This is a genomic window from Fictibacillus sp. Mic-4 (genome assembly GCF_049843615.1).
Taxonomy (GTDB): Bacteria; Bacillota; Bacilli; order Bacillales; family Fictibacillaceae; genus Fictibacillus_A; species Fictibacillus_A gelatini.
Map to the genome: position 1 here is coordinate 41,329 of NZ_JBBHZM010000011.1, position 25,747 is coordinate 67,075.

Annotated in this window: 25 protein-coding genes; 7 read left to right on the forward strand and 18 right to left on the reverse strand. The window is 43.8% G+C overall.

Features of this window, described 5'->3' with window-relative positions:
• The first annotated feature begins 76 nt into the window (after positions 1 to 76).
• The 3 genes from WD019_RS09510 to WD019_RS09520 all read left to right on the forward strand — a co-directional run bounded on the left by WD019_RS09510 (position 77) and on the right by WD019_RS09520 (position 4,135).
• Entirely contained in the window at positions 77 to 790 is a 714-nt protein-coding gene (locus WD019_RS09510; RefSeq protein ID WP_425711326.1) for a L,D-transpeptidase family protein, read from the forward strand.
• A 224-nt stretch (positions 791 to 1,014) separates the two neighbouring features.
• Positions 1,015 to 3,819, forward strand: a complete 2,805-nt coding sequence (gene dacB / locus WD019_RS09515) for a D-alanyl-D-alanine carboxypeptidase/D-alanyl-D-alanine endopeptidase (RefSeq protein ID WP_425711327.1) — start codon at positions 1,015 to 1,017, stop codon at positions 3,817 to 3,819.
• 139 nt (positions 3,820 to 3,958) lie between these two features.
• Complete coding sequence (locus tag WD019_RS09520) at positions 3,959 to 4,135, forward strand: hypothetical protein (protein WP_154658038.1); 177 nt, start codon at positions 3,959 to 3,961, stop codon at positions 4,133 to 4,135.
• 50 nt (positions 4,136 to 4,185) lie between these two features.
• On the opposite strand, the gene WD019_RS09525 is transcribed toward WD019_RS09520, so the two are convergent.
• From WD019_RS09525 to WD019_RS09545, 5 genes are all read right to left on the reverse strand, one after another.
• Positions 4,186 to 5,163 carry a ring-cleaving dioxygenase gene (locus WD019_RS09525; RefSeq protein ID WP_425711328.1) on the reverse strand — a complete coding sequence of 326 codons (978 nt, stop codon included), beginning with the start codon at positions 5,161 to 5,163 and terminating at the stop codon, positions 4,186 to 4,188.
• Positions 5,164 to 5,188: 25 nt separating this feature from the next.
• Positions 5,189 to 5,809, reverse strand: coding sequence for an alpha/beta hydrolase (locus WD019_RS09530; protein WP_425711329.1), 621 nt, complete (start codon positions 5,807 to 5,809; stop codon positions 5,189 to 5,191).
• The gene (locus WD019_RS09535) at positions 5,806 to 6,759 is read right to left on the reverse strand and encodes a ring-cleaving dioxygenase (protein WP_425711330.1); all 954 of its coding nucleotides are present in this window, start codon (positions 6,757 to 6,759) and stop codon (positions 5,806 to 5,808) included. Before WD019_RS09535 ends, WD019_RS09530 begins: the two co-directional genes overlap by 4 nt.
• Before the next feature lie 94 nt (positions 6,760 to 6,853).
• Complete coding sequence (locus WD019_RS09540) at positions 6,854 to 7,309, reverse strand: MarR family winged helix-turn-helix transcriptional regulator (protein ID WP_026678977.1); 456 nt, start codon at positions 7,307 to 7,309, stop codon at positions 6,854 to 6,856.
• Between the two features lie 148 nt (positions 7,310 to 7,457).
• Positions 7,458 to 8,819 carry an aspartate kinase gene (locus WD019_RS09545; protein ID WP_425711331.1) on the reverse strand — a complete coding sequence of 454 codons (1,362 nt, stop codon included), beginning with the start codon at positions 8,817 to 8,819 and terminating at the stop codon, positions 7,458 to 7,460.
• 423 nt (positions 8,820 to 9,242) lie between these two features.
• Between WD019_RS09545 and WD019_RS09550 the strand changes: the two genes are divergently transcribed.
• A complete protein-coding gene (locus WD019_RS09550) occupies positions 9,243 to 9,890 on the forward strand; it encodes a YpjP family protein (protein WP_425711332.1) in 648 nt (215 codons plus the stop codon).
• A gap of 133 nt (positions 9,891 to 10,023) precedes the next feature.
• On the opposite strand, the gene hxlB is transcribed toward WD019_RS09550, so the two are convergent.
• From hxlB to WD019_RS09585, 7 genes are all read right to left on the reverse strand, one after another.
• The gene (hxlB, locus tag WD019_RS09555) at positions 10,024 to 10,572 is read right to left on the reverse strand and encodes a 6-phospho-3-hexuloisomerase (RefSeq protein ID WP_425711333.1); all 549 of its coding nucleotides are present in this window, start codon (positions 10,570 to 10,572) and stop codon (positions 10,024 to 10,026) included.
• A gap of 5 nt (positions 10,573 to 10,577) precedes the next feature.
• Positions 10,578 to 11,210, reverse strand: coding sequence for a 3-hexulose-6-phosphate synthase (gene hxlA / locus WD019_RS09560; protein ID WP_425711334.1), 633 nt, complete (start codon positions 11,208 to 11,210; stop codon positions 10,578 to 10,580).
• Positions 11,207 to 12,496: an MFS transporter gene (locus tag WD019_RS09565; RefSeq protein WP_425711335.1), complete on the reverse strand. Its 1,290-nt coding sequence runs from the start codon at positions 12,494 to 12,496 to the stop codon at positions 11,207 to 11,209. The genes hxlA and WD019_RS09565 overlap by 4 nt, the downstream gene beginning before the upstream one ends.
• Positions 12,489 to 13,454: a sugar kinase gene (locus WD019_RS09570; RefSeq protein WP_425711336.1), complete on the reverse strand. Its 966-nt coding sequence runs from the start codon at positions 13,452 to 13,454 to the stop codon at positions 12,489 to 12,491. Before WD019_RS09570 ends, WD019_RS09565 begins: the two co-directional genes overlap by 8 nt.
• 18 nt (positions 13,455 to 13,472) lie before the next feature.
• Positions 13,473 to 14,216, reverse strand: a complete 744-nt coding sequence (locus tag WD019_RS09575; protein ID WP_425711337.1) for a sugar phosphate isomerase/epimerase family protein — start codon at positions 14,214 to 14,216, stop codon at positions 13,473 to 13,475.
• 139 nt (positions 14,217 to 14,355) lie between these two features.
• Positions 14,356 to 15,363, reverse strand: coding sequence for a LacI family DNA-binding transcriptional regulator (locus tag WD019_RS09580; protein WP_026678969.1), 1,008 nt, complete (start codon positions 15,361 to 15,363; stop codon positions 14,356 to 14,358).
• Between the two features lie 112 nt (positions 15,364 to 15,475).
• Positions 15,476 to 16,105, reverse strand: coding sequence for a bifunctional 2-keto-4-hydroxyglutarate aldolase/2-keto-3-deoxy-6-phosphogluconate aldolase (locus WD019_RS09585; protein ID WP_026678968.1), 630 nt, complete (start codon positions 16,103 to 16,105; stop codon positions 15,476 to 15,478).
• A gap of 670 nt (positions 16,106 to 16,775) precedes the next feature.
• Here WD019_RS09585 and WD019_RS09590 point away from each other — a divergent pair.
• The gene (locus WD019_RS09590; RefSeq protein WP_026678967.1) at positions 16,776 to 16,985 is read left to right on the forward strand and encodes a hypothetical protein; all 210 of its coding nucleotides are present in this window, start codon (positions 16,776 to 16,778) and stop codon (positions 16,983 to 16,985) included.
• A gap of 166 nt (positions 16,986 to 17,151) precedes the next feature.
• Here WD019_RS09590 and WD019_RS09595 read toward each other — a convergent pair whose 3' ends face one another.
• Entirely contained in the window at positions 17,152 to 18,003 is an 852-nt protein-coding gene (locus WD019_RS09595) for an oxidoreductase (RefSeq protein WP_425711338.1), read from the reverse strand.
• 174 nt (positions 18,004 to 18,177) lie between these two features.
• On the opposite strand from WD019_RS09595, the gene WD019_RS09600 reads away from it, so the two are divergent.
• Positions 18,178 to 18,405 (forward strand): hypothetical protein, encoded by a 228-nt coding sequence (locus WD019_RS09600; RefSeq protein WP_026678965.1) that lies wholly within the window; start codon positions 18,178 to 18,180, stop codon positions 18,403 to 18,405.
• Positions 18,406 to 18,748: 343 nt separating this feature from the next.
• On the forward strand, positions 18,749 to 19,255 hold the full coding sequence (locus WD019_RS09605; protein WP_425711339.1) for a cell wall hydrolase: 507 nt from the start codon (positions 18,749 to 18,751) through the stop codon (positions 19,253 to 19,255).
• Positions 19,256 to 19,357: 102 nt separating this feature from the next.
• On the opposite strand, the gene bluB is transcribed toward WD019_RS09605, so the two are convergent.
• From bluB to WD019_RS09630, 5 genes are all read right to left on the reverse strand, one after another.
• Positions 19,358 to 20,065: a 5,6-dimethylbenzimidazole synthase gene (gene bluB, locus WD019_RS09610; protein ID WP_051291580.1), complete on the reverse strand. Its 708-nt coding sequence runs from the start codon at positions 20,063 to 20,065 to the stop codon at positions 19,358 to 19,360.
• 154 nt (positions 20,066 to 20,219) lie between these two features.
• Complete coding sequence (locus WD019_RS09615; RefSeq protein WP_425711340.1) at positions 20,220 to 20,750, reverse strand: hypothetical protein; 531 nt, start codon at positions 20,748 to 20,750, stop codon at positions 20,220 to 20,222.
• Between the two features lie 20 nt (positions 20,751 to 20,770).
• Positions 20,771 to 21,184 (reverse strand): nuclease-related domain-containing protein, encoded by a 414-nt coding sequence (locus WD019_RS09620; protein WP_425711341.1) that lies wholly within the window; start codon positions 21,182 to 21,184, stop codon positions 20,771 to 20,773.
• A 394-nt stretch (positions 21,185 to 21,578) separates the two neighbouring features.
• A complete protein-coding gene (locus tag WD019_RS09625) occupies positions 21,579 to 23,525 on the reverse strand; it encodes a fructose-specific PTS transporter subunit EIIC (protein ID WP_425711342.1) in 1,947 nt (648 codons plus the stop codon).
• 139 nt (positions 23,526 to 23,664) lie between these two features.
• A complete protein-coding gene (locus WD019_RS09630) occupies positions 23,665 to 25,587 on the reverse strand; it encodes a BglG family transcription antiterminator (protein WP_425711343.1) in 1,923 nt (640 codons plus the stop codon).
• Between the last annotated feature and the right edge of the window lie 160 nt (positions 25,588 to 25,747).

Here is a 25,747-nt window from a genome sequence, read left to right on the forward strand (position 1 = left end):
GAATCTTTATTTTTAAGATGAATCATTCTACTTCTCTTAGACTGGTATACTATTAGTAGTTGAGGGAGGGATTTTTTTGCGGAATTTTATGGCGTTGGTTGTAATGTTGATCTTGATTATTGGCATTATTGTTCCAATCGTTAAAGCATCCGGCAAGCCGGCTGTTGAAAAGCGGCTGTTGGAAAAGGTGCGGAAAGATAAAAAAGCCACTCAGGCGATCATTGTGACGGCAAAGTCGGAAACCGGGTTTCACGCCTCGTTAGTCGCTTACGAATACCGGAGCGGGAAATGGGAAAAGGTGTATTCGATGCCTGCTGTGATCGGGAAAAAGGGGATTACGTTTGATATGCATGAAGGCGGAATGAAGTCTCCAGCCGGCATTTATTTTATTGATCGGAGCTTCGGGACGGCAGCGAAGCCTTCTGGCATGAAGCTTCCCTATCAACAGACGACGGAACACGATTACTGGGTTGATGATGTAACTTCGAAAGATTATAATCAGTGGAAAGTTTACACAGGAGATCCGCACAAAAAGTGGAAGTCGTTTGAACAGCTGCACATTCCGCTTTATAAATACGCGGCCGTTATCCGTTACAACGAAGACCCGATTGTCAAAGGAAAAGGAAGTGCGATCTTCTTTCACATCTGGCCGGAGCCAAACAGCCCGACCGCCGGATGCACGGCCGTATCCGAAGAGAATATTGTAAAATTGCTGAAGTGGATGGACCCCGAAAAAAAGCCTGTCATCATTCAGGGCACGGCTGACCAATTAACAACATTGAGCAAATAAGCGAATTGAAGCTGTCTGGTTTCGTATATTACAGGCTAACAGATGCAAGCCTGCTCATTGACGGAGGCTATTCCGCACAATAATATGTACTTAAAAAAGCAGGGAACTGTTGTTCTCTGCTTTTTTTGTTTACCCGATTTCCAAATTTTCAAAGGAACCACACGATTATTGTAGAATAATTAAACGATTATATTGTGATACATATAGTAGATGGGAGGAAAATTATGAAAAGGAATGTTCGGCTGGCACTGTTTCCTGTGATTATGCTCAGCTTCGTGCTTCAGCTTTTGGCCGTGCCTTCAATGGCTGCTGGGTCTGACGGACATCTATTAACGGACAATATCGACCAACTTTTGCTGAAGCTCGAAAATGACGAAAACAGCAAAGGCATCCAGGCGGGAGTTACCATATACAATTTGTCAAAAAATGAGCTGCTCTACTCGCACAATGCTGAAAAATCGTTTGTCCCCGCCTCCACGCTTAAGCTTTTCGTCGCAGCGACCGCTCTCGATCGTTTGAAACCAGACTATCGATTTAAAACAGAAGCTTATTTGGATGGCAAGCTGTCACAGAATGGCACCCTTCATGGCAATCTTATCATTAAAGGCTACGGCGACCCTTCCCTTACAACAGAAGATCTCGATGGCATGATCGAACAATTGCAGAAGGAAAAAGGATTGAAACGGATAAAGGGAAACATCCTTGTCGATGAAAGCCGCTTTGATAATGTACGGCTCGGCAAAGGATGGATGTGGGATGACGAACCGTGGTATTACAGTGCACAAATTAGCGCCTTATCTGTCAATGAAAACGTTGTCGATCTGGAAGTTTCGGCTCGCGGGAAAGCTATCGGCCAACGTCCTGAAGTAAGCGTCTCACCGGAGAGCGATAATGTAAAAATCGTCAATGAGGCACACGTCGTCGATGGATCGAAAGACGATGTGACATTTAATCGCCAGCGCACGGAAAATATCATTACAATTAGCGGAACGATCGGAAAAGACAGTGATCCTGCAAGCGAAAGCATCACAATCGAAGATCCCGCTTTATTTGCCGGAAATGTCGTCAAACAGCTTACCGAGAAGCATCATATCCATCTATCCGCCCAAACAGCAGTGAAAAAGACTGTCACGAAAAAACAAAGGCCCGATGCCGTCCACTACTCCAAACCGCTATGCGACCTCGTTACCCATTTGAATAAAGAAAGCGATAACTTTTACGCGGAAATGTTTTTAAAAACCGTCGGCAAAGAAATTGAAAATAAAGGGAGTTTTCAGGCAGGTGTTCAGGTCGTGGGAGATCTGTTAAAACAAGCGGGACTGAAAGGCGACTATAGCCAGGTCGACGGCTCCGGGCTTTCCCGTTTAAATTTCGTGTCACCGAACAACATGCTCGCCTTTTTGCGCTATGTCAAAAAACAAAGCTATTGGCCTTTCGTTGAAAAGTCTCTTCCTATTGCAGGTGTGGACGGAACGTTGAAAAACCGGATGAAGAAAACAGAAGCGGAAAACAATCTTCAAGCTAAAACCGGTTCCATGTCAGGCGTCAACAACATGGTCGGGTTCGTGAAGGCTAAAAATGGCGACCAGATTGCATTCGCTATCTTGATGAACGGCATTTATAAATCAAAATATGCGATCGACTTCCAGGACAAAGTCGGGGTCTTGCTCGCCAAATACCCGGATCTAAAAGCGCCGGAAACCAATTTTCAGCCGAAAAGCCCTGCCTACCCACTTTCAGAAAAGATCGGCCCGATTATTCATGATCCCCGTTTAAAAGGGGTGACGATGGGAATCATCATCCAATCGCTTCGGCAAAATAACGTGCTTTATGCGCAAAATGAAGACAAGCTGCTGACGCCCGGTTCAGCCGTAAAAATTTGGCCAACGCTTGCGGGACTCGAATACTTTGGACCGGATTTCCGCTACGAAACTGATTTGTATGTATCGAAGAACGCTGGACGTTCTGGAGTACTGAATGGGGATGTCATCTTAAAAGGCAGTGGCGACCCTTCTTTGACAACGGAACAGATTAAGCGATTCGCCCTGGCCTTAAAGAAAGTAAAAATCAAAAAAGTGAAAGGCGATATCGTTGTTGACGAAAGTGCTTTCGACAGTGAACGCTATCCGCTCGGCTGGACGTGGGATGAAGAAGACAATAGCGCATATCCGCAAATAAGCGCATTAAGCGTAAACCGGGGAACGGTCGCCATCAACATTCAACCAGGAAAACATACAGGAAAACCAGTTGTCGTATCACAAGAACCAAAAACGGAGGATGTCCAAATCGTCAATGAAGCCATTACCGTCCCTTCTGGCGGAAAAGAGACGCTTTCCGCCTACCGGGAACGCGGAAAAAATATCATTACCGTACGGGGACAACTGCCATTGAACGCGAAAAAGAAACGGATCGCGATCGCAATCGAACAGCCCGCTCTTTACACTGGCTATGTCTTTAAAGCCAAATTGAAAGAAGCCGGAATTCACGTTGATCCGAAAAGCAAGGTGAAAATCGGTTCGGTTCCTGAACATGCCGAAAAAATTGAAGCGGTACGCTCGAAACCGTTAAACGAGTTAATCTCAACGATGAACAAAACGAACGACCACTTTTATGCGGAAATGCTGACGAAAACGATTGGAAAAGGGCAAGAAGATAACGCGGCTGTCGCCGGGACAAGTGACGGCGTCGCTAAAATGTATGACTTGCTGAAAGCCAAAGGTATCAACACCACATTCGATCTGTATGACGGTTCCGGTGCCACGCGTTATAACCAGGTGAGCGCCAATCAGCTTAACGCGACGCTCGGCCTGATGAAAAACCATCCAGGCTTTCGTTCATCTTTGCCAGAAAAAGCGACCGGCAGCGGAATCGCCGAAACGCTCTCGAGCCTTGGCTGCTGGACAGGCTACGTCACTGGAAAATCAGGCGAAACATATGCCGTCTCGATCTTGATGAACGGTTGGGTTGAAAATGAACGTGTCATGGAAGAAACAGAACAAAAAATCCTTAAGGAATTGGCGCGGAACTAATAGTGCCCGAGGGGGCATTTCCCCCTCAAACTACTCTTATTGAACAAAGCCTCAAATAAACAATGTCAGATTTCCTTACAAGCTAATAGAACATTACTGATTTCACAATTATAATGAGTAAAAAAGGAGGAGATCATCGATGAAAAATCAGAGGAGTTATTGTGCCGGATGCTGCACCATTCAAGATCTGTTTCACACCGAGTGCTTAACTTGTGGTGAAACGTTGAATGAAATTATTATCGAAGTTCAACAAGGAAGCCATCGTTTGTCAAAAGAGTGCAAGTTGATTCAATCCGAACCATTGCGGGCATCCTAAAAAGCAATTAAGCCGACCCGTTGATAGACCGGCTGAAATGTGGAACTTCCTTACTTATCCGCTTTTGTATTTAACGGCTTCAATTTTGCTTCAATTTCCTCTCGATGTGGTTCAAGAAACGGCGGCAGGGCAAGCTTTTCGCCTAAATGTTCAATATCCTCATCCGTATCAAAACCGGGGCCATCCGTCGCTAATTCGAAGAGAATGCCATTGGGTTCCCGGAAATAGAGGGATTGGAAATAGAAACGGTCAACAAGCCCTGAGTTTTGAAATCCTGCGTTTTGAATGTTTTCCACCCATCTGCGCAATTCTTCTTTGTTGTCGACCCGAAAGGCGACGTGATGGACACCGCCCCGGCCAAGCCTTTCAGCCGGCAAATCTTTTCTTTCTTCAACGTGAATTTCAGCACCGGTCCCGCCTTCGCCCGTTTCCAGCACGAGAATATCGGGTTGGCCCGGAACTGAGGACGGATAGTGGCCCTTTTCACGGAATCCCATCATCTTCGTTAATACATTTATCGTTTTGTCCGCATAACGTACCGTTAATTTAACCGGCCCTAATCCGCGGATTCCAAAGGCTTTCGGGATCGGGCTTTTCTCCCATGGAGTCCCGCTTTCTACTCCTTTATTCGTTTCATCAGATACGAGTATAAGCCGTTGCCCTTCAAAATCGTTGAAGGATAGAGTTAAACGTCCCGACACATCGGTGATTTCTCCATGCTCTACATGGAGTTCTTCAAAGCGCGTTTTCCAATAATGGATGGCTTCTTCGTTTGCGACACGCAATGAGGTCGCGGATATGCTGCTTGCGCCCTCATGGTTTCTAGCAGCCATCGGAATTTCAAAAAACGTCAATTCCGTCCCGGGATTCCCTTTTTCATCTCCATAAAATAGATGGTAAACGGAAGTATCGTCTTGATTGACCGTTTTCTTCACCAATCGAAGCCCGAGCGTTTTTGTATAAAAATCAACATTTTTTTGGGCGTTGGCCGTTAATGCGGATACGTGGTGAATTCCTTTTAATTCCATATATTTCCCTCCAAACGTTTTATAATTATTTCAATTCCCCTTTGAAAAGCCGGGCATACCAGGCAGCCGCCTTTTGCACTTCAGAATGCGTCAATTGGTGGCCAAAATTCTCCCACCCGATGTCAACGCTTGCCCCGGCGCGTTCCAATCGCTCCGCCAATTCCTTCGTCTCTTCCGGCTTGCAAATCGGATCATTTGTACCGGCGCCGATAAACACGGGAGTTCCTGTTAAGTTCGGCAGATCCATTCCTCTTCGGGGAACCATCGGATGAAATAAAATGGCTCCGCCTAAAGCGTGCTCATAATGAAAGAGAAGGCTTGCGGCAATGTTCGCCCCATTTGAATAACCGATAGCAATCACATTGTCCCGGTCAAATCCATGGCAAACAGCGGCCTGGTCAATAAATTCGTTTAATTCCCTGGTTCGGAAAATAAGATCCTCTTCATCAAAAACCCCTTCTGCCAATCTGCGAAAAAAGCGTGGCATCCCATTCTCGCTTACATTTCCCCGAACCCCTAAGACGGATGCAGAATCATCGATCATGCCTGCAACTGGCAATAGATCCGTTTCTGTTCCTCCAGTTCCATGCAATAGAAGGAAAGTCGGTTGATTTATGTCCTTTCCTTTATGAAAAAAGTGCTTCATGATTGCCCTCCTTTCAATTGGCGAACGGTCACGGGAAGAAGAATTTCCTCAATTTTTTCACGATGCGGCTCTAGCCATGGAGGCAACATGAGTTGTTCACCCATAACATCCGCCGGCTCATCACGGTCAAATCCCGGAGGATCTGTCGCAATTTCAAAGAGAAGGCCACCTGCTTCACGGAAATAAATCGCGTTAAAATACTGCCGGTCAAGAATGTCAGTCGGATGGTAGCCGTTTTCCCCTATATGTTTTTGCCATTCTTTATGATCTTCAAAATCTCTGGCACGCCAGGCAATATGGTGGACGGTACCGACTCCCATTGTGCCCCGCGGGCTCGCATTCAAATAAATATCAATGACATTGCCAAGTTCCCCCGTAGAACGAAATCTGAGGTAGCTGTCTTCCTGTCCGACGTGTTCCATTCCCATGACACGCTCTAGCAATTCTGCCGTTTGATAAGGAGAAGCCGAGAGCAGGATGGCGCCTCCAAATCCTTTAATCGCTTCATTTGCTGTAATCCCATCAAACTCCCACTCACTTTTTGGCCCTTCGCTTCTAGCGACAAGTTCAAGTCGAAGGCCATGCGGATCCTCAAATTGAAGAAATTCTTCGCCAAAGCGCGTTTCTTTTTTTGCGAAAACATTGAATTTAGAAAAGCGCTCTTCCCAGAACGCAAGCGCATTTTCAGGCACGACAAATGTTGTCACGCCAACCTGGCCGCCCCCGATTCTTCCTTTATAGGCACCTGGCCATGGAAAGAATGTCATGATCGTTCCGGGTTTTCCTCCTTTATTTCCAAAATACAAGTGATACGTTCCTGGATCATCAAAGTTGACGGTCTTTTTAACCAATCTGAGGCCAAGAATCCCTGCATAAAAATCAACATTTTCCTGAGGATCTCCGACAATCGCTGTAATATGGTGAATTCCCGCTGTTTCTTTTCTGGCCATTGTAAAACTCCTTTCCAACTGCATAATATATATTCCCCTCGAGTATTATCTTTATTTCATTTATCTTGAATCCGAGATAAATGCGTAAAAAAATTTAGATGAGTTCTTCTGCGTGAATGCCCAGTTTCTTTAAACATGTAATCATCGTTTCCTGCTCATTGACATCTAATGTAGCAAAAATGTTTTGAATCACTTTTCGGTGCTTCGGAAAAATCTCATCCATTAGCTTTCTTCCCTCTTCCGTAATCGATGCAAACGTTACACGTCGATCTTCTGGGCAGGCTTTCCGTTCTAAAAGCTTTTTTGATTCTAATTTATCAACAACGTACGTCATGCTGCCGCTCGCAAGCAATATTTTTTTCCCGATATGCTGGATGGGCTGTTCTCCTTTATGATACAACAATTCAAGTACCATAAACTCTGTCGGGTTTAGCCCATAGCTTTTCATATCTTCCGTCACTCTATCGGTGATGGACCGGTATGCCCGCGACAAAACAACAAACAATTTTAATGATAGGTCATTTTCATTGTGCTTCTGATCGTTACTCATGACTTCCAGACCTTTCCATCATTTTATCTCGAATTCGAGATAATTTTAAAATAAATATTACGTTTTGTCAAATACTTTAAAAAGGAGACATTTCCAAAAGGAAAAAAACAGAACCCTTTTTAACTTAGAGTTCTGCTTTATTGCTTTTTTAAACCGGAACAGCTGCAAAAAATTCTTCATAGAGCGCTTGAACGGCTCTTTTTTCATCGACTTCCTTCACGCCGAACATCATGCTTACTTCGGAAGATCCCTGGTTGATCATTTCGATGTTTACTCCCGCGCGTGCCAGGGCGAATGAGGCCTTTGCCGCCGTCCCTACATTATGGCGCATTCCTTCCCCAACTACCATGATGATAGCAAGGTCGTGCTCGACTTTTACATCATCAGCTTGTAGTTCGGTCTTAATCCGATTGACGATTTTCTTTTCAAGTCTGGCGTCCATTTCATCTTGTCTTACTATGACTGAAATATCATCAATTCCTGAAGGCATATGTTCAAACGACAACCCGTAATCCTCTAAAATTTGCAACAATTTGCGGCCAAAACCGATTTCCCTGTTCAATAAATATTTGCTCACATATATGCTGCAGAATCCGTTATCGCTTGCGATGCCAATGACAGGCCCATTCGTGTTTTCCCGTTCGTTCACAATTCTCGTTCCCGGCTTATGAGGGTTGTTCGTGTTTTTAATGTTGACCGGTATTCCCGCCCGAAACGCAGGCATCAATGCTTCGTCATGAAAAACGGAAAATCCGGCATAGGACAATTCTCTCATTTCTCGATAGGTCAGTTCGCGCAGTTCCTTTGGCCGATCAACCATCATAGGATTGACAGAATAAACGGCATCCACATCCGTGAAGTTTTCATAAAGATCCGCTTTCGTGCCATTGGCAAGAATCGATCCGGTAATGTCGGATCCGCTCCTTGAAAATGTAACGACTTCCCCTTTTTTATTAAAACCGAAAAATCCCGGGAAAATCAAAATGCCCGGACGATTTCGCAGCTTGTATAACGCCTCATACGACTCAGGCAACACCCGGGCATTTCCCGGTTCGTCAGTGACGATGAGACCCGCTTCTTTCGGATTAACGTAAGAAGCCTCTACTCCTTGATGCTGGAAATAAGCCGCGATCAGTTTCGCATGATTATCTTCGCCACTTGCCTTGACCGCATCCAAATATTTTTCAGGCTGGCTCCGGTCTCCATTCAATAGCTCAAGCAAATCGTCATGAATAGTTTGCATCACTTTTTCTGAAAGGCCCAGATCATCCGCAATGCTTGCATACCTCTTGATGATCGCCTCGAACTGTTCTTTCCCTTCTCCGTGCGCTAAATAGGCATTTGCACACTCAATTAATAAATCGGTTACTTTAATATCTTCGGTGTATCGTTTCCCTGGTGCCGAAACGACCACGATTTTTCGTTCTGGATCGGATACGACGATATGAAATACCTTCTCCACTTGTTCCCCTGATGCTAATGAACTGCCGCCAAACTTTACGATTTTCATTTCTCCATCCTCCGCTGTTTTAGACAATCCGCTGAATTTTAGTTTCTATTATTACTCATTTTCGAAGAAGAAGCAAGAAAAAAATCTTTTCAGAGTGAACAATTGTGTTTTTTAGGTGAACACAATTGACTCTAACTCTTTACTCTTCTCTATTTTTTAATAAACATATTATTCATTCATGTCAGCCCTTTAAGAAATTATTTCTTAAGCCTTTCCATTTCCTCTAAAGTTTGGCCAGTAGCCTTTAAAATTGTATCAATGTCTACACCAAGTTTTTTCTTCTTTGTAGTAAATTCTAAAGAATCACGCAAGCAAAAAAAATTGTCTTTTTATTTGAACAAAATGTCCGGTTCGTGAGATGATAGCTTTAGAAAAGCTTGTCTTTTCTCTAAGTCAGAAAATCGTAATCAGGGGATGGGTCTCATGCCGAACTGGTTAAAGAAAGTCTTTGTCGTCTTAATAACAGTCTTTACGCTAGGTACGGTTACTCCGCCGGCTTATTTAATAACAACTAATGCAGATGCGAAATCGAAATCGGATGTCATTGAGCAAGAACCGATCACTAACGAAACACCTCCACAAACCGAGGATCTTTCGTCAAGGGATATGTATTCGTTGCCATGGCATGAAGTGGCAGCGACTCTTCAGGATAACGAACAGTTAAGTTCACAATTTGTCGATTATACGGTCTATCAAGCAAATTATCAAACGATGGAAAAGTTCGGGCCAAAAATCAGCCAAAAACTTGGGGACGACTATATGAATCAAGTTCTTCCTAAAATGGAAGACGTCATCCAAATGTTAAGCAAAAAAATGGACCCGGACGATTTGCGGAACCTTGTCATCACCGACCGACCGGCTGCGGGCACCGGGGAACGAATTTTTCATATTTATGACGCAAGAACGAAAAAGGACCTTGTCCGCTTTCACGTTCGGAGGGAACATCCGCCACAGCAGGGATACTGGTTTAGCTTCCACTACCATACCGCAGACGATAACTTTGCAAAACACCACGAATTAGGGAGGCTCTACTGGGATAAAAACACGCCGCCGAACTGGATGGCACAATGAACAAAGCTGCATTTCTGGCGGCTTTGTTTTTTTATTTGCTTCTGTCCTGGCAACGTATAAAAGCCAGGGCACTGTTAAACAGCATCCCGGCTTATTGAACATTTGCTTTAATGCAATGTACATTATCGAATGATTACTCTAAGTTGCTATGCTTCGAAAATGCTTTCTCATTGTCAATCTCTTTTTTTTCAGCATAATAAAGACAGATCGAATCAAATAGAAGGTGCGCACATTGGTCGAATAAAGACCCCAATGGCTGGATGCTCTTAACTTCGGCTTCAAGGCGGTATTTCGTCGCAGCCGGGACGTGCAAAAGAAAAGATGCCAGTGAGGCTAACGGCGACTCTGGATTTGTTGTGATCCCGATCACCTTAGCGTGTTTTTCCTTTGCTTTTTCAGCCGTCCAAATGACTTGTTTCGTTGTCCCTGACCCCGAAATAGCGACAAGCAAGTCCCCTTCACCAATTGCCGGAGTGATCGTTTCCCCGACAACATAGCTTTCAGCCCCCAGATGCATCAATCTCATTGCAAATGATTTAGCCATTAAGCCTGACCTTCCTTCGCCGACGACAAATACGCGCCTGCCGCCAAGAAGAATTTCAGCAGCCTCTCTCCATTTCGCCTCGTCCATCTTCCCAAGAACCGACTCAATTTCATGAAGAATCGTTTCTATTTTATTCATTTCCTCTACTCCTCCTTGCCTGAAGCATACTTTTTCAATTGTGCCGCTGCTTTTATCGGATCAGTCGCCTTCGTAATGGCCGACCCGATGATGGCAACAGACGGCCTTGCCTCAAGTCCCCGCAACGTCTCGAACGTCAATCCGCCTGCAACGGCTATTCTTACTTGCTCGTTTTGAAGCAGGCTTTCCGGAAGATCAAGCAATCGTTTTGCTTGACCGCTTTCTTGCTCATCTTTGCTCACATGGACACAAAGTAACGCTTCATCCAATTGAGCAAGACCCACTTTCCGTTCATCTTTCGTATTTAATAAATCGATCATCACAAGCTTTTTCATTTTCGCCGCAACCTGCAAACAGGCTTCAATCGAAACATCGGGAGCTGTTCCCATGACCGTCGCTACATCTGCCCCGGCCTTATAGCACATTTCAAATTCGTACACCGCATTATCCATCGTTTTCATGTCAGCGACAATGGTTTTACCCGGAAAGGCTTCCTTCATCAGGCGGACGCTTTCCATCCCGAATTCTTTTATCAATGAGGTGCCGACTTCAACCCAATCGATGTGCTCTTCTACTTTTCGGGCTATTTCTATCGCTTCATCAATTGTCATCCGGTCTAACGCCAGTTGAATTTTCAACGTTCATTCACTCCTACTCTCGTTGTTTCATTAAACACTCGTTTTGGTGCGCTTCCGACCATCATCGTCAAAACCGCTGAAAGCAATAATGAACCGGCCATAAAAATATAGGACGCGCCAAATCCGCCTGTTACATCATTCAAATAGCCGACAATATACGCGCCAACGAAAGAGCCTAATGCGCCCATGCTATTGATGAGTGCCATCGCGCCACCCGATACATTACGTGGCAATATTTCCGGAATAATCGCGAAAAACGGGCCATAAGGGGCATACATCATTCCGCCGGCGATGACTAATAGCGTAAATGACAGCCAGAAATTGCTCGTTCCAATTAAATAAGACGCGTAAAAAGCAATGGCCCCGACCAACAAGAACGGCCAAACAAAACCTTTTCGATTAAGCAGTTTGTCAGAAAAGTAGGAAGCGACAAGCATTAAAATGACGGCCAAAACATACGGGACTGATGAAAGCCAGCCTGTTGACACGATATTCATGTTCGGCGCCGCTTTAATAATCGAAGGGAGCCACATGACGAAACCATAGACGCCGATGCTCCAGAAAAAGTATTGCGCACTGAGAATGATGACTTTTCTTGATTGAAAGGCTTCACGGTAATTTTTCACTTCTTTGAGCCCCGATTGTTCTTTGCGTAACTGTTCATCGATCGCTCGTTTTTCTGAATCCGTCAGCCATTTTGCATCTTTCGGTTCGTCATTGACAAGCTTCCACCAGATAAAAGCCCAGATAATCGCCGGCACTCCTTCAATGATGAACATCCATCTCCAGCCGAACGAATGGAGCAAATATCCCGAAACGATCGACATCCATAAAACGGTCACCGGGTTGCCAAGTATTAAAAACGTATTGGCACGCGAGCGCTCTTGTTTTGTAAACCAGTGGCTTAAAAATACAAGCATGGCCGGCATGACGGCGCTTTCAACAACGCCAAGCATGAAGCGGATGACGATCAGCCATTTGATGTTCGTAACCATCCCCGTTGCCGATGCTAAAGCGCCCCAGAGAATCAACGACCAGAATACTAATTTTTTCGCGCTTTTACTTTCGGCATAATGGGCTCCGGGGATTTGGAAAAAGAAATACCCTAAGAAAAAGAGCGCGCCTAAAAGCGAGGAAATGCCGGCGGTAATATGCAAGTCTTTCGCCATTCCGGCGGCTGCTCCAAACCCGTAATTTGCCCTGTCTAAATAGGCAAGGCTATATGTGATAAAAACAATTGGAATTAAACGAGACCAGCGAGCGGCAGCCAATTTTACGTTACCCATGTTTTCTCACCTCATTGCATAGATTTAAAAAACGTTCAAGTTCCTCTCTTGATGGAAGCCCGTCACTGTCACCGGACGATTGAACGGCAAGCGCCCCGATGGCGTTACCTCTTATAACAGCCTCTTTAATCGGCAAACCTTCAAGCAGCGCGCTAATGACGCCTACTGCGAACCCATCACCGGCTCCCACTGTGTCGACAATGTGTTCAACATGGAATCCTTCAATTAATCCTCTGTCTGTCGAAGTCTGGTAAAAAGCCCCTTTTGCGCCCAGTTTCACCACGACAAGACCAACACCTTTTTCTAAGTAAAAAGCGGCAATATCTTCAGGTTTTGAGAAACCGGTTAAAACTTCTCCCTCTGCTATGCCCGGAAGCACCCAGTCCGCTTTGGCAGCGGTTTCATTAATGACCCGGATCATCTCATCTTCGCTCCTCCATAAAGATGGCCGCAAATTGGGATCAAATGAAACGGTTCTCCCCGCTCTTTTCATTGTTAAAAGAGTGTTGTTCGCAAAATCTCTCGTTTTTCCGGATAACGCGAGCGGAATGCCTGTCATATGGAGATGTTTGGCACTTTTAAAATAATCGGCGTCAAAATCTTCGATCCCCATCCGGCTTGCGGCTGATCCTTTCCGAAAGTATTGGACTTCTGGATCTCCTTTAAAAACCTTTGATTTTAATTGAAACCCTGTAGGATATTCCTCGTCTATTTTCACCCGGGTGAGATCGACGTTTTGCCTTTTCAATGCTTCAAGAATGTAAGTGCCGAAAGCGTCTTTTCCGACTTTGCTCACCCAGCCGGAAGTGAGCCCAAGCCTTGCAAGCCCTATGGCTACATTCGTTTCAGCTCCGGCCAACCGCCTTGTAAACTGCTCCACTTTATTTAGCGGGCCTGGCTGCTCGGCGACAAACATCGCCATGGCCTCGCCAAATGTAACAACGTCCAATTCAACCATCTTGTCGTTCCCCTTTCGTTATGCATCCTGCAGCAGTTTGACATACTGTTTTGTCTCTTCATATCGTGCAATTGGGAATTCGATCGCCTTTAGAACCCCTTTTGGAAAGCAGTTTAATAGATTCCTCCACTCCATCTCTTTTTCGGAGATGGGTAAGGTTCGCCATTTTCCGTTTTGCTGTTCCATTTTTTTTAAATGAACATATACGACATAATCAGCAAGCTGTTTGGCTGCTTCGATCGGGTTTTCTCCGGTGATGATCCAATTTCCTATATCAAATGTCATCTTCACGGGAATCCCCATTTTTACAGCGTTTTCAAAAAAGATTCTTATGGTTTGTAAACATCCTCCATATGCGGTCTGGTCATTTTCGATCGTTAGTTGCATTTCTTCATGGCGGGCTGTAAATTGCTTTAAAGCCGCCAGGTCAGATTTGCCTGCTTGATAGTTTCCGAGCGATACTTTCATTATTTTGGCACCAACTGTTTCCGCTTCTGAAATGACTTCTTCGATAAGCGTATGATTGAATTGGCCATTCCCGTCCCACATTTCAATTGGCGCTGAATAAATCGGAAATAATCGATGTTTTTTTATGATTGCATTAAGCTCTTTCAAACGAAAATCGCCATCTGCGAACAGTTCTCTGCGAATTTCAATGCCTGCTCCCCCATGCTGCTTGATTAATGAAGCAAATGCTTCTTGCCCACGCGAACGAACTTCTTCATGATGAAATACCGATGTGGGCACCACAATAACACTCATCCATTTGTCTCCTCTCATTAATAAATCGGTTTACTAAATCGATTTATTAAAATTATAAACAAAATGTAAGCGCTTTTCAATCTATTTTTTCTGGAATTTTCAAAAACATTATCGTTCCAAATAAAAAAGCAAGAGGCGCTCATGCCTTCTTGCTTTCACTTGATTCACGAATGATCAGGTCCCCGTCAAATGCATAGATTCTTGGCTTTGTTCCTTCGCCTTCAATTTGCAATAAAAGCAATTCCGCAGCTTTTTTCCCCATTTCAAATGAAGGCTGGGCAATAGTTGTGATCGTCGGGGTTGAAATATGGGCAAACGGAATGTTGTCAAAGACAATGATGCTTAATTCCTCCGGTACCTGGATTGCTTTTTCCTTCACGTATTCCGCTACTTGTAGAAAGGCTAAATCATTCGCCGCAAAAATTGCCGTAGGAGGCTTATCACCCGCTAACAGCCGGGCCAGTTCCTTTTTCACAGTGCCTATCTCCGTTGAAATGAAATAGTGGGGGTTCAAGTCGATTCCATTTTTGCGCAGCGTTTTCTTATAGCCTTCCGCTCGTTCAATCCTCGGGCTGATCGTTAAAGGCGGGGCAATCATTGCGATCCTTTCATGCCCGTTATCGATTAAATGCTGAATGCCTCTTGAAGCCCATTCCTCATTTTTGACGACGACCGTGTCGACCTTTACATCCGATACAATCCGATCCATAAAAACAAGCGGATATTGTTGATCGACCATATTTTTATACAGTTCCTGGTTTTTGCCGGTTGGAAAAATAATGAGGCCATCCACTTGTTTGGCCCTCAGCATTTCAATGTACTTTTTTTCCTTAATCGGATCATCATCCGCATTGCAGACAATCGTATTGATTTCATTGGAACGGCAAAAATCCTCGATCGCCCTGCTGACCTCCGTCGAAAGGCGATGCATAATGTTCGCAACAATAATACCGATTGTGGAAGTTCGTTTCTGTTTCAGGCTTCTCGCGATAAAATTAGGCTGATAGCCAAGTTCTTTGATCGCCTCTTCAATGTTTCTTTTCGTCTCTTCGCCCATGTATTGGTAACGCTTATTTAAAAATTGCGAAACCGTGCTCTTAGAAACGTTCGCTTTTTTAGCGACATCCGCCATTGTTACTTTTTTCATTTTTGTTCTCCTGCTTTATTCGAAAAGTTACTATTTAAACTATATCATATTCGCTTTTTATGACCAATCGGAGTGCTGCATTGTTCCAGGCCATACCACCGAAAAGACACTTTCATTTCACCACAGCACATTTCGACATATATTTCTGGCTCAGCTCGACAACCGCTTCATATCCGCCAGCTCGATAGGCTTTATTCAAATCACTGCCGATACCTGCAGCAACTGCACCGGCTTCCAGCCATTGTTCAAGATTATTTAGATGGATCCCGCCCGTCGGCATGATCCTTACGTTCGGAAGAGGGCCATTAATCGATCGAATGAAGGATGGTTCAAAATTACTTGCAGGAAATAATTTCAATACATCACACCCGGCTTCAAGCGCCTGCACCATTTCGCTAATGGTCATGCATCCAGGCAAATAAGGGACACTGTAGCGATTGCAAAGGGTCGCAACCTCTCTATTAAAATGAGGGCTGACGATAAATTTTGCCCCGTTGAGGATGGCGAATCTGGCCGTTTCTGGATCCAGGATTGAACCCGCCCCTAATAAGGCATCCGATAGCCCCAGTTCACGAAAAACTTCGCCGACATTAGGAGTCGTATACGTCAGTTCAATTGCCTGAATGCCTCCTTTTACAGCTGCTTTTGACACTTGAATAGCTTCATCGGCATCTTCCCCCCTGATGACCGCTACAACCTTTGCCCTTTTTAATTGCTTTAAAACTTTATATTTGCTATTCATTGCCCTCACCTTTCAATCCAATACATTAAAGCTTTTCTACTAAATTTTATAAACGTTTTACTAAATCGGTTTAGTAAAATTATAGATGAATTTTCGCTAAATTGTCAAAATCAAAACAGCAGGACAGGAGTATTTTTCCTGAAATGGAGTGGGAAAATAAAAAAAGAAAATTTATTAACTAGTGCCCTTTCAGCTAAGAAAGTTCTTATTTTCAAGAATCCATTTTCGCCTGTAAAAAAATAAAAAAATAGAAGCAAACTTCTCTAGTGTGGTAGTGTGGTGCTATTTTCATGGCATTTGGACAATAAACAGTGGATTTCCGACAATAAATCGTTTCCATCGGACAATAATTGGCGTGTGTCGGACAATAAAATGAGTAGTTTTTTCACTAACTGTCCAAAAGTAAGATATTATTGTCTCAACCGGATGACTTATTGTCCAAATAAGAGCACTTATGATCCGAGAACGAACTCATTTTACATCATGTAACGTTTCGTGATCGTTTTTCCTCATTTCACAGATCTAACGAGGTGTTCTTAAAATAACGAATGTTCGATTACTGAAGTTCAAACTATTTTTCTAGAAGGGGTACTAGATGGGGTGGTGATGATTCATGGATTGTATAAAGGCACTCCTTTTCACGCATCCTACAAATGGAGGTGCGTTCAAAATGGAACCGAGACAACCTGGAAAAAAAGATATGCCGGATTTTAAAGAGCTCAATGACCGAATCATTGCCGAACCATCCAATGAACCAACGTTAGTCATCAAAACGAATTTAGACGCAAAGGATGCGACGGAAGAAAACCCTTATTACCAACATAAAATAGAGACAAACGCCGCTCGATTTAAAGATTATTTTGAAGACGAAGCGGAGTGATTCAAAAAACACTGTCGGGACATCCTGTCAGTGTTTTTGCTTTGGGAATAAGTTTTACATTTTAAAGAAAGGAGATAACACGAAAGCCCTTCACGTTGCAGAGTCTCTTAATGCTTCACATAAAAGTTATGACCTTGAATAAAATCCAGGGCCGAAATGATTCCAACTACCCCGTGCGTTTTTTTAATTTTTTTAAAATCAGTCGTTCCCACTGTCTCCATGGAATCAAGCGTTTTAACCGAATGAGGAGGCGGACTCCTTTTCCGATCGGGTAGCGCAATTTGGGCCGCTTGCTCATTGCGATAGTTGTGATGAGCCGGGCGACATCCCCTGGATCACCATACGTCTGGCTGCTTTTTTCCAGATGGTCCTCGATATTTTTCATATAGGATGCATAAGGCGATACTTTAGCCGTTTTCGTCACTTTTTTCCCGGTTGTCCAAATGTTTGTTCGGTAAGATCCCGGCTCAATAAGGATAACATCAATGCCAAACGGCGAGAGTTCCAGCCTTAAGCTTTCGCTAAACCCTTCTACGGCATGCTTTGAAGCGACATAAGGAGACAACCCCGGAAACCCCATTAACCCGCTAATGCTGCTTATATTGATGATCTTTCCCCTTCCCTGTTCCCTCATCATCGGGATGACAAGTTGGGTGACAGCAACGAGGCCGAAAAAATTTGTCTCGAATTGCTCGCGAAAATCATCCATCAACAGCTCTTCCACAAAACCACCCGCAGCAAACCCGGCATTATTCACTAAAAGATCCACTTTGCCGTACATCCTGATCTTTTTTCCGAAAGCCGTGATGGAGTCTGGTTTTGCCACATCCAGTAGTTCGATGACAATGCTTTGTTCCAGGGATTCCTTTTTCAGCATTTCCTGCAATCGGCGAGCCTTTTCTAGATTTCTCATTGTGGCTACCACAAAGAAACCATTTGCGGCAAGCTCGAGGCATGTAAGCTGCCCGAAGCCACTCGATGAACCGGTCACAATGGCAATTGGCTTCTTGCTTTCCATAATCGTACCGCCTCTCCAAATTTTGATAGCCTTCGACTAAAAAAATAGATACTTTTCATCCGAAATTTTTCTAACAAAAGCATTCTATCATTTTTTTAATAAAAGGCGTTTACCAGATTCATATGTTTAGATAAAACATACACTAAAAGAAAAATAAAAAACAAGGAGTAACTCATGTTCTATCACCCTATTGCCTATGTCCCGCTTTTTTCACCTCTCCCCCCTATTCACCCCATTTATTGGCCTCTTGCGGGGATCCATCATTCAACAGTTGTTCATGTGAAAGGATCACAGGCCCCGCACGCTTTTGCGACGATTGGAATGCCCGCAGGATCTGGCGTTACAGTGCCGTCTGGAGCTATCAATGTCCCCAGCATTTCCGGAGTGTCCGTCCCTTTCTAAAAAGAAGGAAAACGGAGTGGCTTTAAGACACCGCTCCGTTTTTATAGTTCTTATTTCCTGCTACAAAAGTCATATTCAAACAAAAAATCCATTGATACAAAGAATCTTGCAATTGATTTTTTTTAAAGTTCTTGTTCGTTGATATAACTGGTTCGAATCACTATTCCAATATAAAAAAGGACATAAATTTTGAATCGTTTCCGAATAAGTTAACGTCTTACCAAAACAAGAAAAAGGGGATGATTAGGTGTTTAAGAAAGTGATAGTTTTCGCTATTTTCACCTGTACATTATTATTTTCAACAACTAATGCTTTCGCCTACGAAGTAAAACGAGGCGATACGATGACTAAAATATCCAAAAAATATGGACTAAGTTTAGGGGAGCTTATTCGCTTAAACCCTCAAGTAAAAAATCCAAACTTGATTTTTATTGGCCAAACGATACATACGAGCGGAAACAGCTCGTCAACTGTTTCTCACAAAACAAACGTTTCAGCAAATGATAGAGATTTGCTTGCTAGATTAGTAAGGGCTGAAGCTGGCGGCGAGCCTTATGATGGAAAGGTTGCCGTTGCAATTGTCGTCTTAAACCGCGTCGATAGCCCGGATTTCCCGAACACGGTTCATGACGTCATCTATCAAAAAGGGCAATTCTCACCTGTTGCGAATGGCCAAATCAATCAACCTGCGGATAATGAAAGCAGACGAGCCGTTGACGAAGCCATCGCCTATGACCGGTCAAGAGGCTACGGTTCTCTCTACTTCTATAACCCGGAACTTTCGCCAAACAGTTGGTTAAAAAGCAGGCCAACGACAAAAGTGATCGGTCATCATGTCTTTAAAAAATAGTAGTTTAAGAGACATTCCATTCTGTGGGAATGTATCAGTTTGTAGACAAAATCCATCAGAACCGAACCGATTCGATTGAATCGGTTCTCTGCGTTTTAAAGTTTAACATTTATTTTGATGAGGGAGAGGAAAATCTTCACTATCCATCATTTTGCCTGTTTCCTTTGTTTCCCACTTATTTTCGAAAATCAGTCGGTCTAATTGTCGGCGCTTTTCCCAATTATGTATTTCAAGCAAGGGACGCTCCGGATAATGATCTGTATATCCAATTGAGATAAGTGCGACGGGATCAATATGATACGGAATATCAAGAATACTTCTAACATCGGACTTTTTATAAAAACTGACCCAGCCCATCGCCAATCCTTCCGCATAAGCGGCAAGCCACATATTTTGGATCGCGCAGCTAACTGACATCAGATCCGTTTCCGGAATGGAGTTTCTCCCCAGTACATGATCTCCCCCGCTAAACGGATTGCACGTTACGCAAATCGTAACAGGCGCTTCAAGAATGCCAGCTATTTTCAGGTCAAGAAACTTCATTTCCCGGTCTGTACCTTCATAATGGATGGACAGGGCACGCCGTTCTTTTTCAACGGCTTTTGCAAGCTTTTTCTTCATCTCTTCTTTTTTGACCAAAATGAAGTTCCACGGCTGCATAAAACCGACTGAAGGGGCATGATGGGCCGCCTCTAACACATTGCGCAATTTTTCATCGGGTATCGGCCTTGTCAAAAAGGATCGTATATCTCTCCTGTTAAAAATCGCCTTATATACACCATTTCTTTCTTCTTCCGTCAATCGATGCAAAATCATCCCTCCTAATTTTGAGATGGGCAATCCTCGTTTCGGTTAACGCAATTATACATGCCCGCCATGGCAAGTCAAGAATTCAGAACACGGCTAATTTAAACGAGGACTCTATTTTCTTCAAAAATAGGTTCAAAGCTGCTAAACTGCTGAATTAGTCATCAAACGGCAGATAGTACTTCCTCGCTTTTTTGTCTCCGGAAAAAGGTATTTTCATTGAAGTTAAAATTTTATTCGCAACCATACTAGAAGAAAGCTGCAAGAAATCCCTCAATTTTTTATTGGTAATTATTGATTGAAAAAGGAGATAATAATCGTTTAACGCCTGAAGATGGGCATCTTTCGAGGAATGACAGCAATTGGAGCAAACCCATTTTCCCCACTTTCTTTCCATAGGGATCGTTGCACACTGGGGACATTGGACTCCGGTTAAAAGGTCCAATTCATTGATCCCAAATTGTTGAAGGATATCGGGGTTGCCCGTGGAGTGATGTTTTACGAGAAGTTTACAGAACTTGCGGATCTCTTTTGATGAGATGATTTCTTCTTTATGAATCTCTTTTAACGCATTAATTTTATCAAGAAGACTTGGAGTACGAATAACAGAAGGTAATGGAATATTACTGGGAGATGTTTTAACCAGTGCATTTGGGTATGTTATAACAACGAGAGATTCTAGCGGCATCGGTGGAAAATGATGGTTTTTTAGCCATCGGCAAATTGAAACTGCTGATGTTTGACTTGCTGAACTGGATCTGGGAAAACTTCTTCTTTTTCATTAATAATGCGTATCAATTGATGGAAATTTTGATCAAAAATAAGCGTTCCAGACAAATTTTTCGCCTCAAGAATAAGAGAAAAAGAGGGGGAAAGAATGAGCGTATCGAGTTGAAAATAGTAATCTTTTTCAGTAAGCCGGATATCATGTAAAATGAAGAACTCTTGCTCTGGAAGAAAGCTTAAATAGTAATCCAAAGACTTCTCTCCCTTGTAGCCCGATAATCTTCTCGCCAGCTCCCGTTCCACTTCCATTCGCTTCGGATGAGCAGGAGGCAATCGACGCAATAAAGCTTCTAACTTTCTTATTTTAAGCGGTACTTTTCGATGTTTTACAATCAAATGATCACTCTCCCTATTTTTTTAAAATCATTCGTTATTAAATACTTCTATTCCTGCTTTCGTATAAAATTATTCCCACCTCAATTCAGCGTTGATCCGACTGGTTCGTACGAATGTTATCAATCAGTTCAGCACTGTTATCTTTCATTTCGATCCGCTCATCAATCAATTTACAGCTCTTTTCAATTTATTTTTATCTTATCAATCATTTCGGTGCTGTTATCTTTCTTTCGATCCGTTTATCAATCAATTTACGGCTCTTTTCAATTTATTATTATTTTATCAATCAGTTCAGCGCTGTTATCTTTCATTTCGTATCGTTTATCAATCAAATTAAGCTGTGGGAAAAATATTAGAGGCCCGATTCAAAACTAAATCGGGCTTCGATATTATTTTATTCAATTGCTTCAAGCAGCTTGTAAGCTTCTTCTTTCGATGGAACTGCTAATAGTTTTTCTCTGTAGTCGTCGTCCATTAGCTTTCGGGAGAGCATTTGGAGAATTTTCAAATGTTCGTTTCCTTCGCTGTCTTTAGGGACGGCGATCATGAAAATCAATTTGGCATCTGTGCCGTCGAGGCTGCCCCAATCTACGCCTTCACGCTTGATCCCGAATGCGACCGTCGGCTGTTTGACACTATTCGATTTTCCGTGCGGGATTGCGATGTTCATGCCGATCCCCGTCGTGCTTTCCCTCTCGCGGTTTAAAATCGCTTGTTTGAATGCAGCTGCGGAATGCAGTTTGCCCGCACTGTCTAATTTTTGAATCATTTCCTCAATGACATCATCGCGGGTTTCCCCTTTTAATTCGATGTCAATAAGCTCAAGGCTCGTAATGTCTGTCAGTTTTTTGATTTCAACGTTTCGCTCAGGCTCTTCGACTGCTTGTGGCGCTTGCACATCCATCGCTGCCACCTCCTGCGCGACTGCCGCCTGTGCCACGTCGATTTTACTGACATCCTTTTTTAAAAGGTTGACGCTCATGGCGGTCACAATGGCACCAACGATTACTGCGATAAAGAACATGAACACATTATCAACCGCTCCAAGCACGGCGACGATTGGCCCGCCATGAGCGACTCTGTCTCCGACGTGCCCGAGCATCGCGATCACGGATCCCGTCATCGATCCGGCCATAATACTTGGAATGACCCTGAGCGGATCCTGCGCGGCAAATGGAATAGCGCCTTCGGTAATCCCAAACAGCCCCATTGTAAAGCTGGCTTTTCCTGCTTCCCTCTCAGCATCACGGAATTTTCTCTTGCCGATGAATGTGGCAAGGCCCATCCCAATCGGCGGTATGCAAATAGCTGCGGCGATCGGTCCCATAATTTCGTAGTTCCCTTCAGCGATCATGGCGGATCCGAAAAGGAAAGCGACCTTATTGACCGGACCGCCCATGTCAAAGGAAATCATCGCGCCTAAAATGAGCGCCAGGAGAATGGAACTTGTCCCTTGCATGCTTGCCAGCCAGTGCGTCAGCCCTTCAAAAATGTGGGCGACAGGCGATCCGATAATAAATACAAATGCCAGCCCAACAATGAGTGAAGCAAATACCGGAATGATAATGATCGGCATGATTGGCTGGACCACTTTCGGAACTTTTACTTTCTTAATTCCTAACGCGACATATCCGGCAAGGAAACCAGCGATGATGCCGCCAATGAATCCTGCTCCAGCTTCACTACCATAGAAGCTTCCGTTTGCAGCAATATATCCCCCAATCATTCCCGGGGCTAGCCCTGGCCGATCCGCAATACTAACGGCAATAAATCCGGACAGAATCGGAACCATAAACGTAAATGAGGCGCTTCCGAGTTTTTCAATCGTTTTCCAGAAGGAATGGTCCGGAATGACGAGGCCGCCCGGTGTTTTTTCTCCTCCGATCGTAAGCGCAACGGCAATCAATAACCCCCCGATCACGATGAACGGAATCATATACGATACACCATTCATTAAATGGCGGTAAATCGGGTTTTGCTTGTCTTTTCTTTCCTTCTGGATGTCTTCTGCCGATCGTAACTCGGACTGGTAGACAGGCACATCACCGCTCATCACTTTTTTAATCAATTCTTCAGGCTTACGGATCCCGTCCTGCACTCCGGCAATCAACACTTTTTTTCCGACGAATCGATCTTTGTTCACCGCTTTGTCGGCGGCGATAATAATGCCGTCCGCTTCACGGATGTCTGTATCCGTAAATTCATTCTCCACGCCAATTGAGCCCTGGGTCTCCACCTTCATTTGAACTCCGAGCTGATCTGCTGCTTTTTGGAGATTTTCCGCTGCCATGTACGTATGGGCAATGCCATTCGGACACGATGTAATCGCTAACAGCTTCATGAATCATCCTCCCCCTTCTATTTCGCAATCGCTTACATTTACTATAACGCGAAATGATGGAGATAAAAGTTTCATTTTTTACCGCAGCTTCGGAAAAAGCGGTTATTATTAATAAACAATGCCGGCATCCTTGCCCGTTTTACGATTTAAAATAGGATAAAAACTTCATCGTATCCGTTTCTCTCAGGAGTGTTTGAATTAAAGCTGGCTGCTCGCTAATCGAAGATAATTCGCGGAACAGTTCCCTTGTCTCCTCTTGCTCATCATTTTTAACAGCCAGCATGAACACCAACGCTACCTTTTCACCTCCCCATTCAATCGGTTTCTTTAATGTGGCGATCGCAATAGCGGACTGCTTGATCAACTTCGGATTCCCGTGTGGAATGGCAATACCCGCCCCAATCGTTGTTGCCGACATTCTTTCCCTTAAAATCGCATGGTGGGCATACTCTTTTTCCACATAACCTTTATCATAGAGGGCGTTCGCCAATTTTTCGATCAGTTTATAACGGTGTTCAACGTCTTGCTGTAGAAAAACCAAAAAGGGAGTCGTATGCTTTAAAATGGTCGACTCTTTTGCTTTTTCTCGATTTAGTTCATTCAGCTGTTGGATAAAATGCCCCAACTTCTTCTCCTCCGCCGCTTCCAGCAGGGGCGACACGACAATGTGGGGGACTTGCAGTTCCGGAAGCGAAACGGTAGAAATAACAAGGTCGACATCATGTTCAGACAAAAAGCCTTTAAGCTCTGCTTTTGCTATACAACCAATGACGTTGACGAGGTGGAACTTTCTCTCGATCTTAGTCAGAAGTAGCTGGGACATCCCAATCCCCATATGACAAACAATGACGGCATTTTTCACTTTCTCCTTATCGGTATGTAACCTCTCAAGCGCGGCCTGAAAGTGCAGTGTTAAATAGCCCGCTTCCTCTTCGGGAATGACAAGAGCAAAGGACTGATCGATTTCTTCTAATACGTGAATGATCTTATCAAACATGTAAGGATACATCTTTTTAATGTCGCCGAGCATCGGATTGGTTACAGAAAGCCCGTAATTCAAGCGATTCAATACTGTATATAAATGGACCTTCAACCCCTCTGCAAGTGCCTTGTCTTTCGTAAAGTCCACCCCGTTCAACTCCGACATGCGAGAGATGAGATCATCCAAGAGCCGGGAAAGAACCGGGCTGTTTTCTTCCGCTGCCCATGTTCCATCGCGAAATTTCCCGCCCGAAAGATGTAAAGCCAGATAGATGGCTTCATCTTCCGGAAAATGAACAGCGAAAACACGTTCTAACTTCTTCAGAAATTCAGACGCCCACGCAGATTCCTTTTTCCCTTTTAAAAGCGTTTTCTCTTTTTCCGATATAGAAATCGGCTGTTTCAATTTTGTTCGCTTTACGATAAAAAGAGTGTGCATGATCAGCCCTTCAAAGGTTTCATCCGCGAACGATAAGGAATGTCGCTTCTCTAACGCTTTCAATTCCCTTTTTACGAATTCTACCTCATGAAGTGAAAATTGCTTTTTCATGAATTGGCCGGTAAGCTCTGGATTGTCGATCAGCTCCCATAGCCGGGATAATGCCGCTCGTTTCTTTTTTTCGTTTCCATCAATCGACAGGCCGACTCTTTTTCTTGTTACTAACGACAAGTCGTACCGCTTTAGCCACTTCTCGATTTTGTCCAGATCTTTTTTTATCGTTGCGCGATTGACAAAATAGTGGGAAGCAAGCTCCTGGGCAGTGACCGATTTGACCGCCATCAACAGCTTGTAAGCGATTTGAATGACTCTTTCTTCATCTGTAGAGGCGGCATCTGTCAAATGCAACTCGCGAAACAAACGGGCTTTATCCTCTTTGTCAATCTCAAGAATAACGCCAAGACCCGGCTTTCGGATTAAAGCGGCATCCACCTTGTCTCTTAATTCATTTTCAATCACCTTCAAATCGCTCCTAATGGTCTTTTCAGAACAAGCTGCCTTCTCCGCCAGATCTTGAACGTGCCAATAGCCGTCCGATTCCGTTAATAAAATATGTAGTATTTCCTTTTGCCTCTCATTCATATACACTCACCCGCTAAAGCACAGTTATACAAAGAGTATATTTCTAATTCCGTTCACGCGCAAAAAAATATGAACATTTTCTTATCAAAGAGGCTTTTTATTCGGAAAAGGCAAGTTGAATGTTGACTGCACATGGTAGAATAATCTTAACAACAAGACC

Bases quoted from the DNA above. Each gene is read 5' to 3' on its own strand.
- hxlB (WP_425711333.1), bottom strand. From the start codon at position 10,572: ATGAATAAAATAGAAACGATTCTTCATGAAATTGAGTCGGTTCTTGGG.
- WD019_RS09540 (WP_026678977.1), bottom strand. From the start codon at position 7,309: ATGAGTAACGATCAGAAGCACAATGAAAATGACCTATCATTAAAATTG.
- WD019_RS09575 (WP_425711337.1), bottom strand. From the start codon at position 14,216: ATGAGTGTTATTGTGGTGCCCACATCGGTATTTCATCATGAAGAAGTT.
- WD019_RS09590 (WP_026678967.1), top strand. From the start codon at position 16,776: ATGGAACCGAGACAACCTGGAAAAAAAGATATGCCGGATTTTAAAGAG.
- WD019_RS09585 (WP_026678968.1), bottom strand. From the start codon at position 16,105: ATGAATAGCAAATATAAAGTTTTAAAGCAATTAAAAAGGGCAAAGGTT.
- WD019_RS09545 (WP_425711331.1), bottom strand. From the start codon at position 8,819: ATGAAAATCGTAAAGTTTGGCGGCAGTTCATTAGCATCAGGGGAACAA.
- WD019_RS09565 (WP_425711335.1), bottom strand. From the start codon at position 12,496: ATGGGTAACGTAAAATTGGCTGCCGCTCGCTGGTCTCGTTTAATTCCA.
- WD019_RS09535 (WP_425711330.1), bottom strand. From the start codon at position 6,759: ATGGCCAGAAAAGAAACAGCGGGAATTCACCATATTACAGCGATTGTC.
- dacB (WP_425711327.1), top strand. From the start codon at position 1,015: ATGAAAAGGAATGTTCGGCTGGCACTGTTTCCTGTGATTATGCTCAGC.
- WD019_RS09580 (WP_026678969.1), bottom strand. From the start codon at position 15,363: ATGAAAAAAGTAACAATGGCGGATGTCGCTAAAAAAGCGAACGTTTCT.
- WD019_RS09615 (WP_425711340.1), bottom strand. From the start codon at position 20,750: ATGCCGCTAGAATCTCTCGTTGTTATAACATACCCAAATGCACTGGTT.
- WD019_RS09525 (WP_425711328.1), bottom strand. From the start codon at position 5,163: ATGGAATTAAAAGGAATTCACCACGTATCCGCATTAACGGCCAACGCC.
- WD019_RS09630 (WP_425711343.1), bottom strand. From the start codon at position 25,587: ATGAATGAGAGGCAAAAGGAAATACTACATATTTTATTAACGGAATCG.
- WD019_RS09520 (WP_154658038.1), top strand. From the start codon at position 3,959: ATGAAAAATCAGAGGAGTTATTGTGCCGGATGCTGCACCATTCAAGAT.
- WD019_RS09530 (WP_425711329.1), bottom strand. From the start codon at position 5,809: ATGAAGCACTTTTTTCATAAAGGAAAGGACATAAATCAACCGACTTTC.
- WD019_RS09595 (WP_425711338.1), bottom strand. From the start codon at position 18,003: ATGGAAAGCAAGAAGCCAATTGCCATTGTGACCGGTTCATCGAGTGGC.
- WD019_RS09570 (WP_425711336.1), bottom strand. From the start codon at position 13,454: ATGGTTGAATTGGACGTTGTTACATTTGGCGAGGCCATGGCGATGTTT.
- WD019_RS09550 (WP_425711332.1), top strand. From the start codon at position 9,243: ATGCCGAACTGGTTAAAGAAAGTCTTTGTCGTCTTAATAACAGTCTTT.
- WD019_RS09600 (WP_026678965.1), top strand. From the start codon at position 18,178: ATGTTCTATCACCCTATTGCCTATGTCCCGCTTTTTTCACCTCTCCCC.
- WD019_RS09605 (WP_425711339.1), top strand. From the start codon at position 18,749: ATGACTAAAATATCCAAAAAATATGGACTAAGTTTAGGGGAGCTTATT.
- WD019_RS09625 (WP_425711342.1), bottom strand. From the start codon at position 23,525: ATGAAGCTGTTAGCGATTACATCGTGTCCGAATGGCATTGCCCATACG.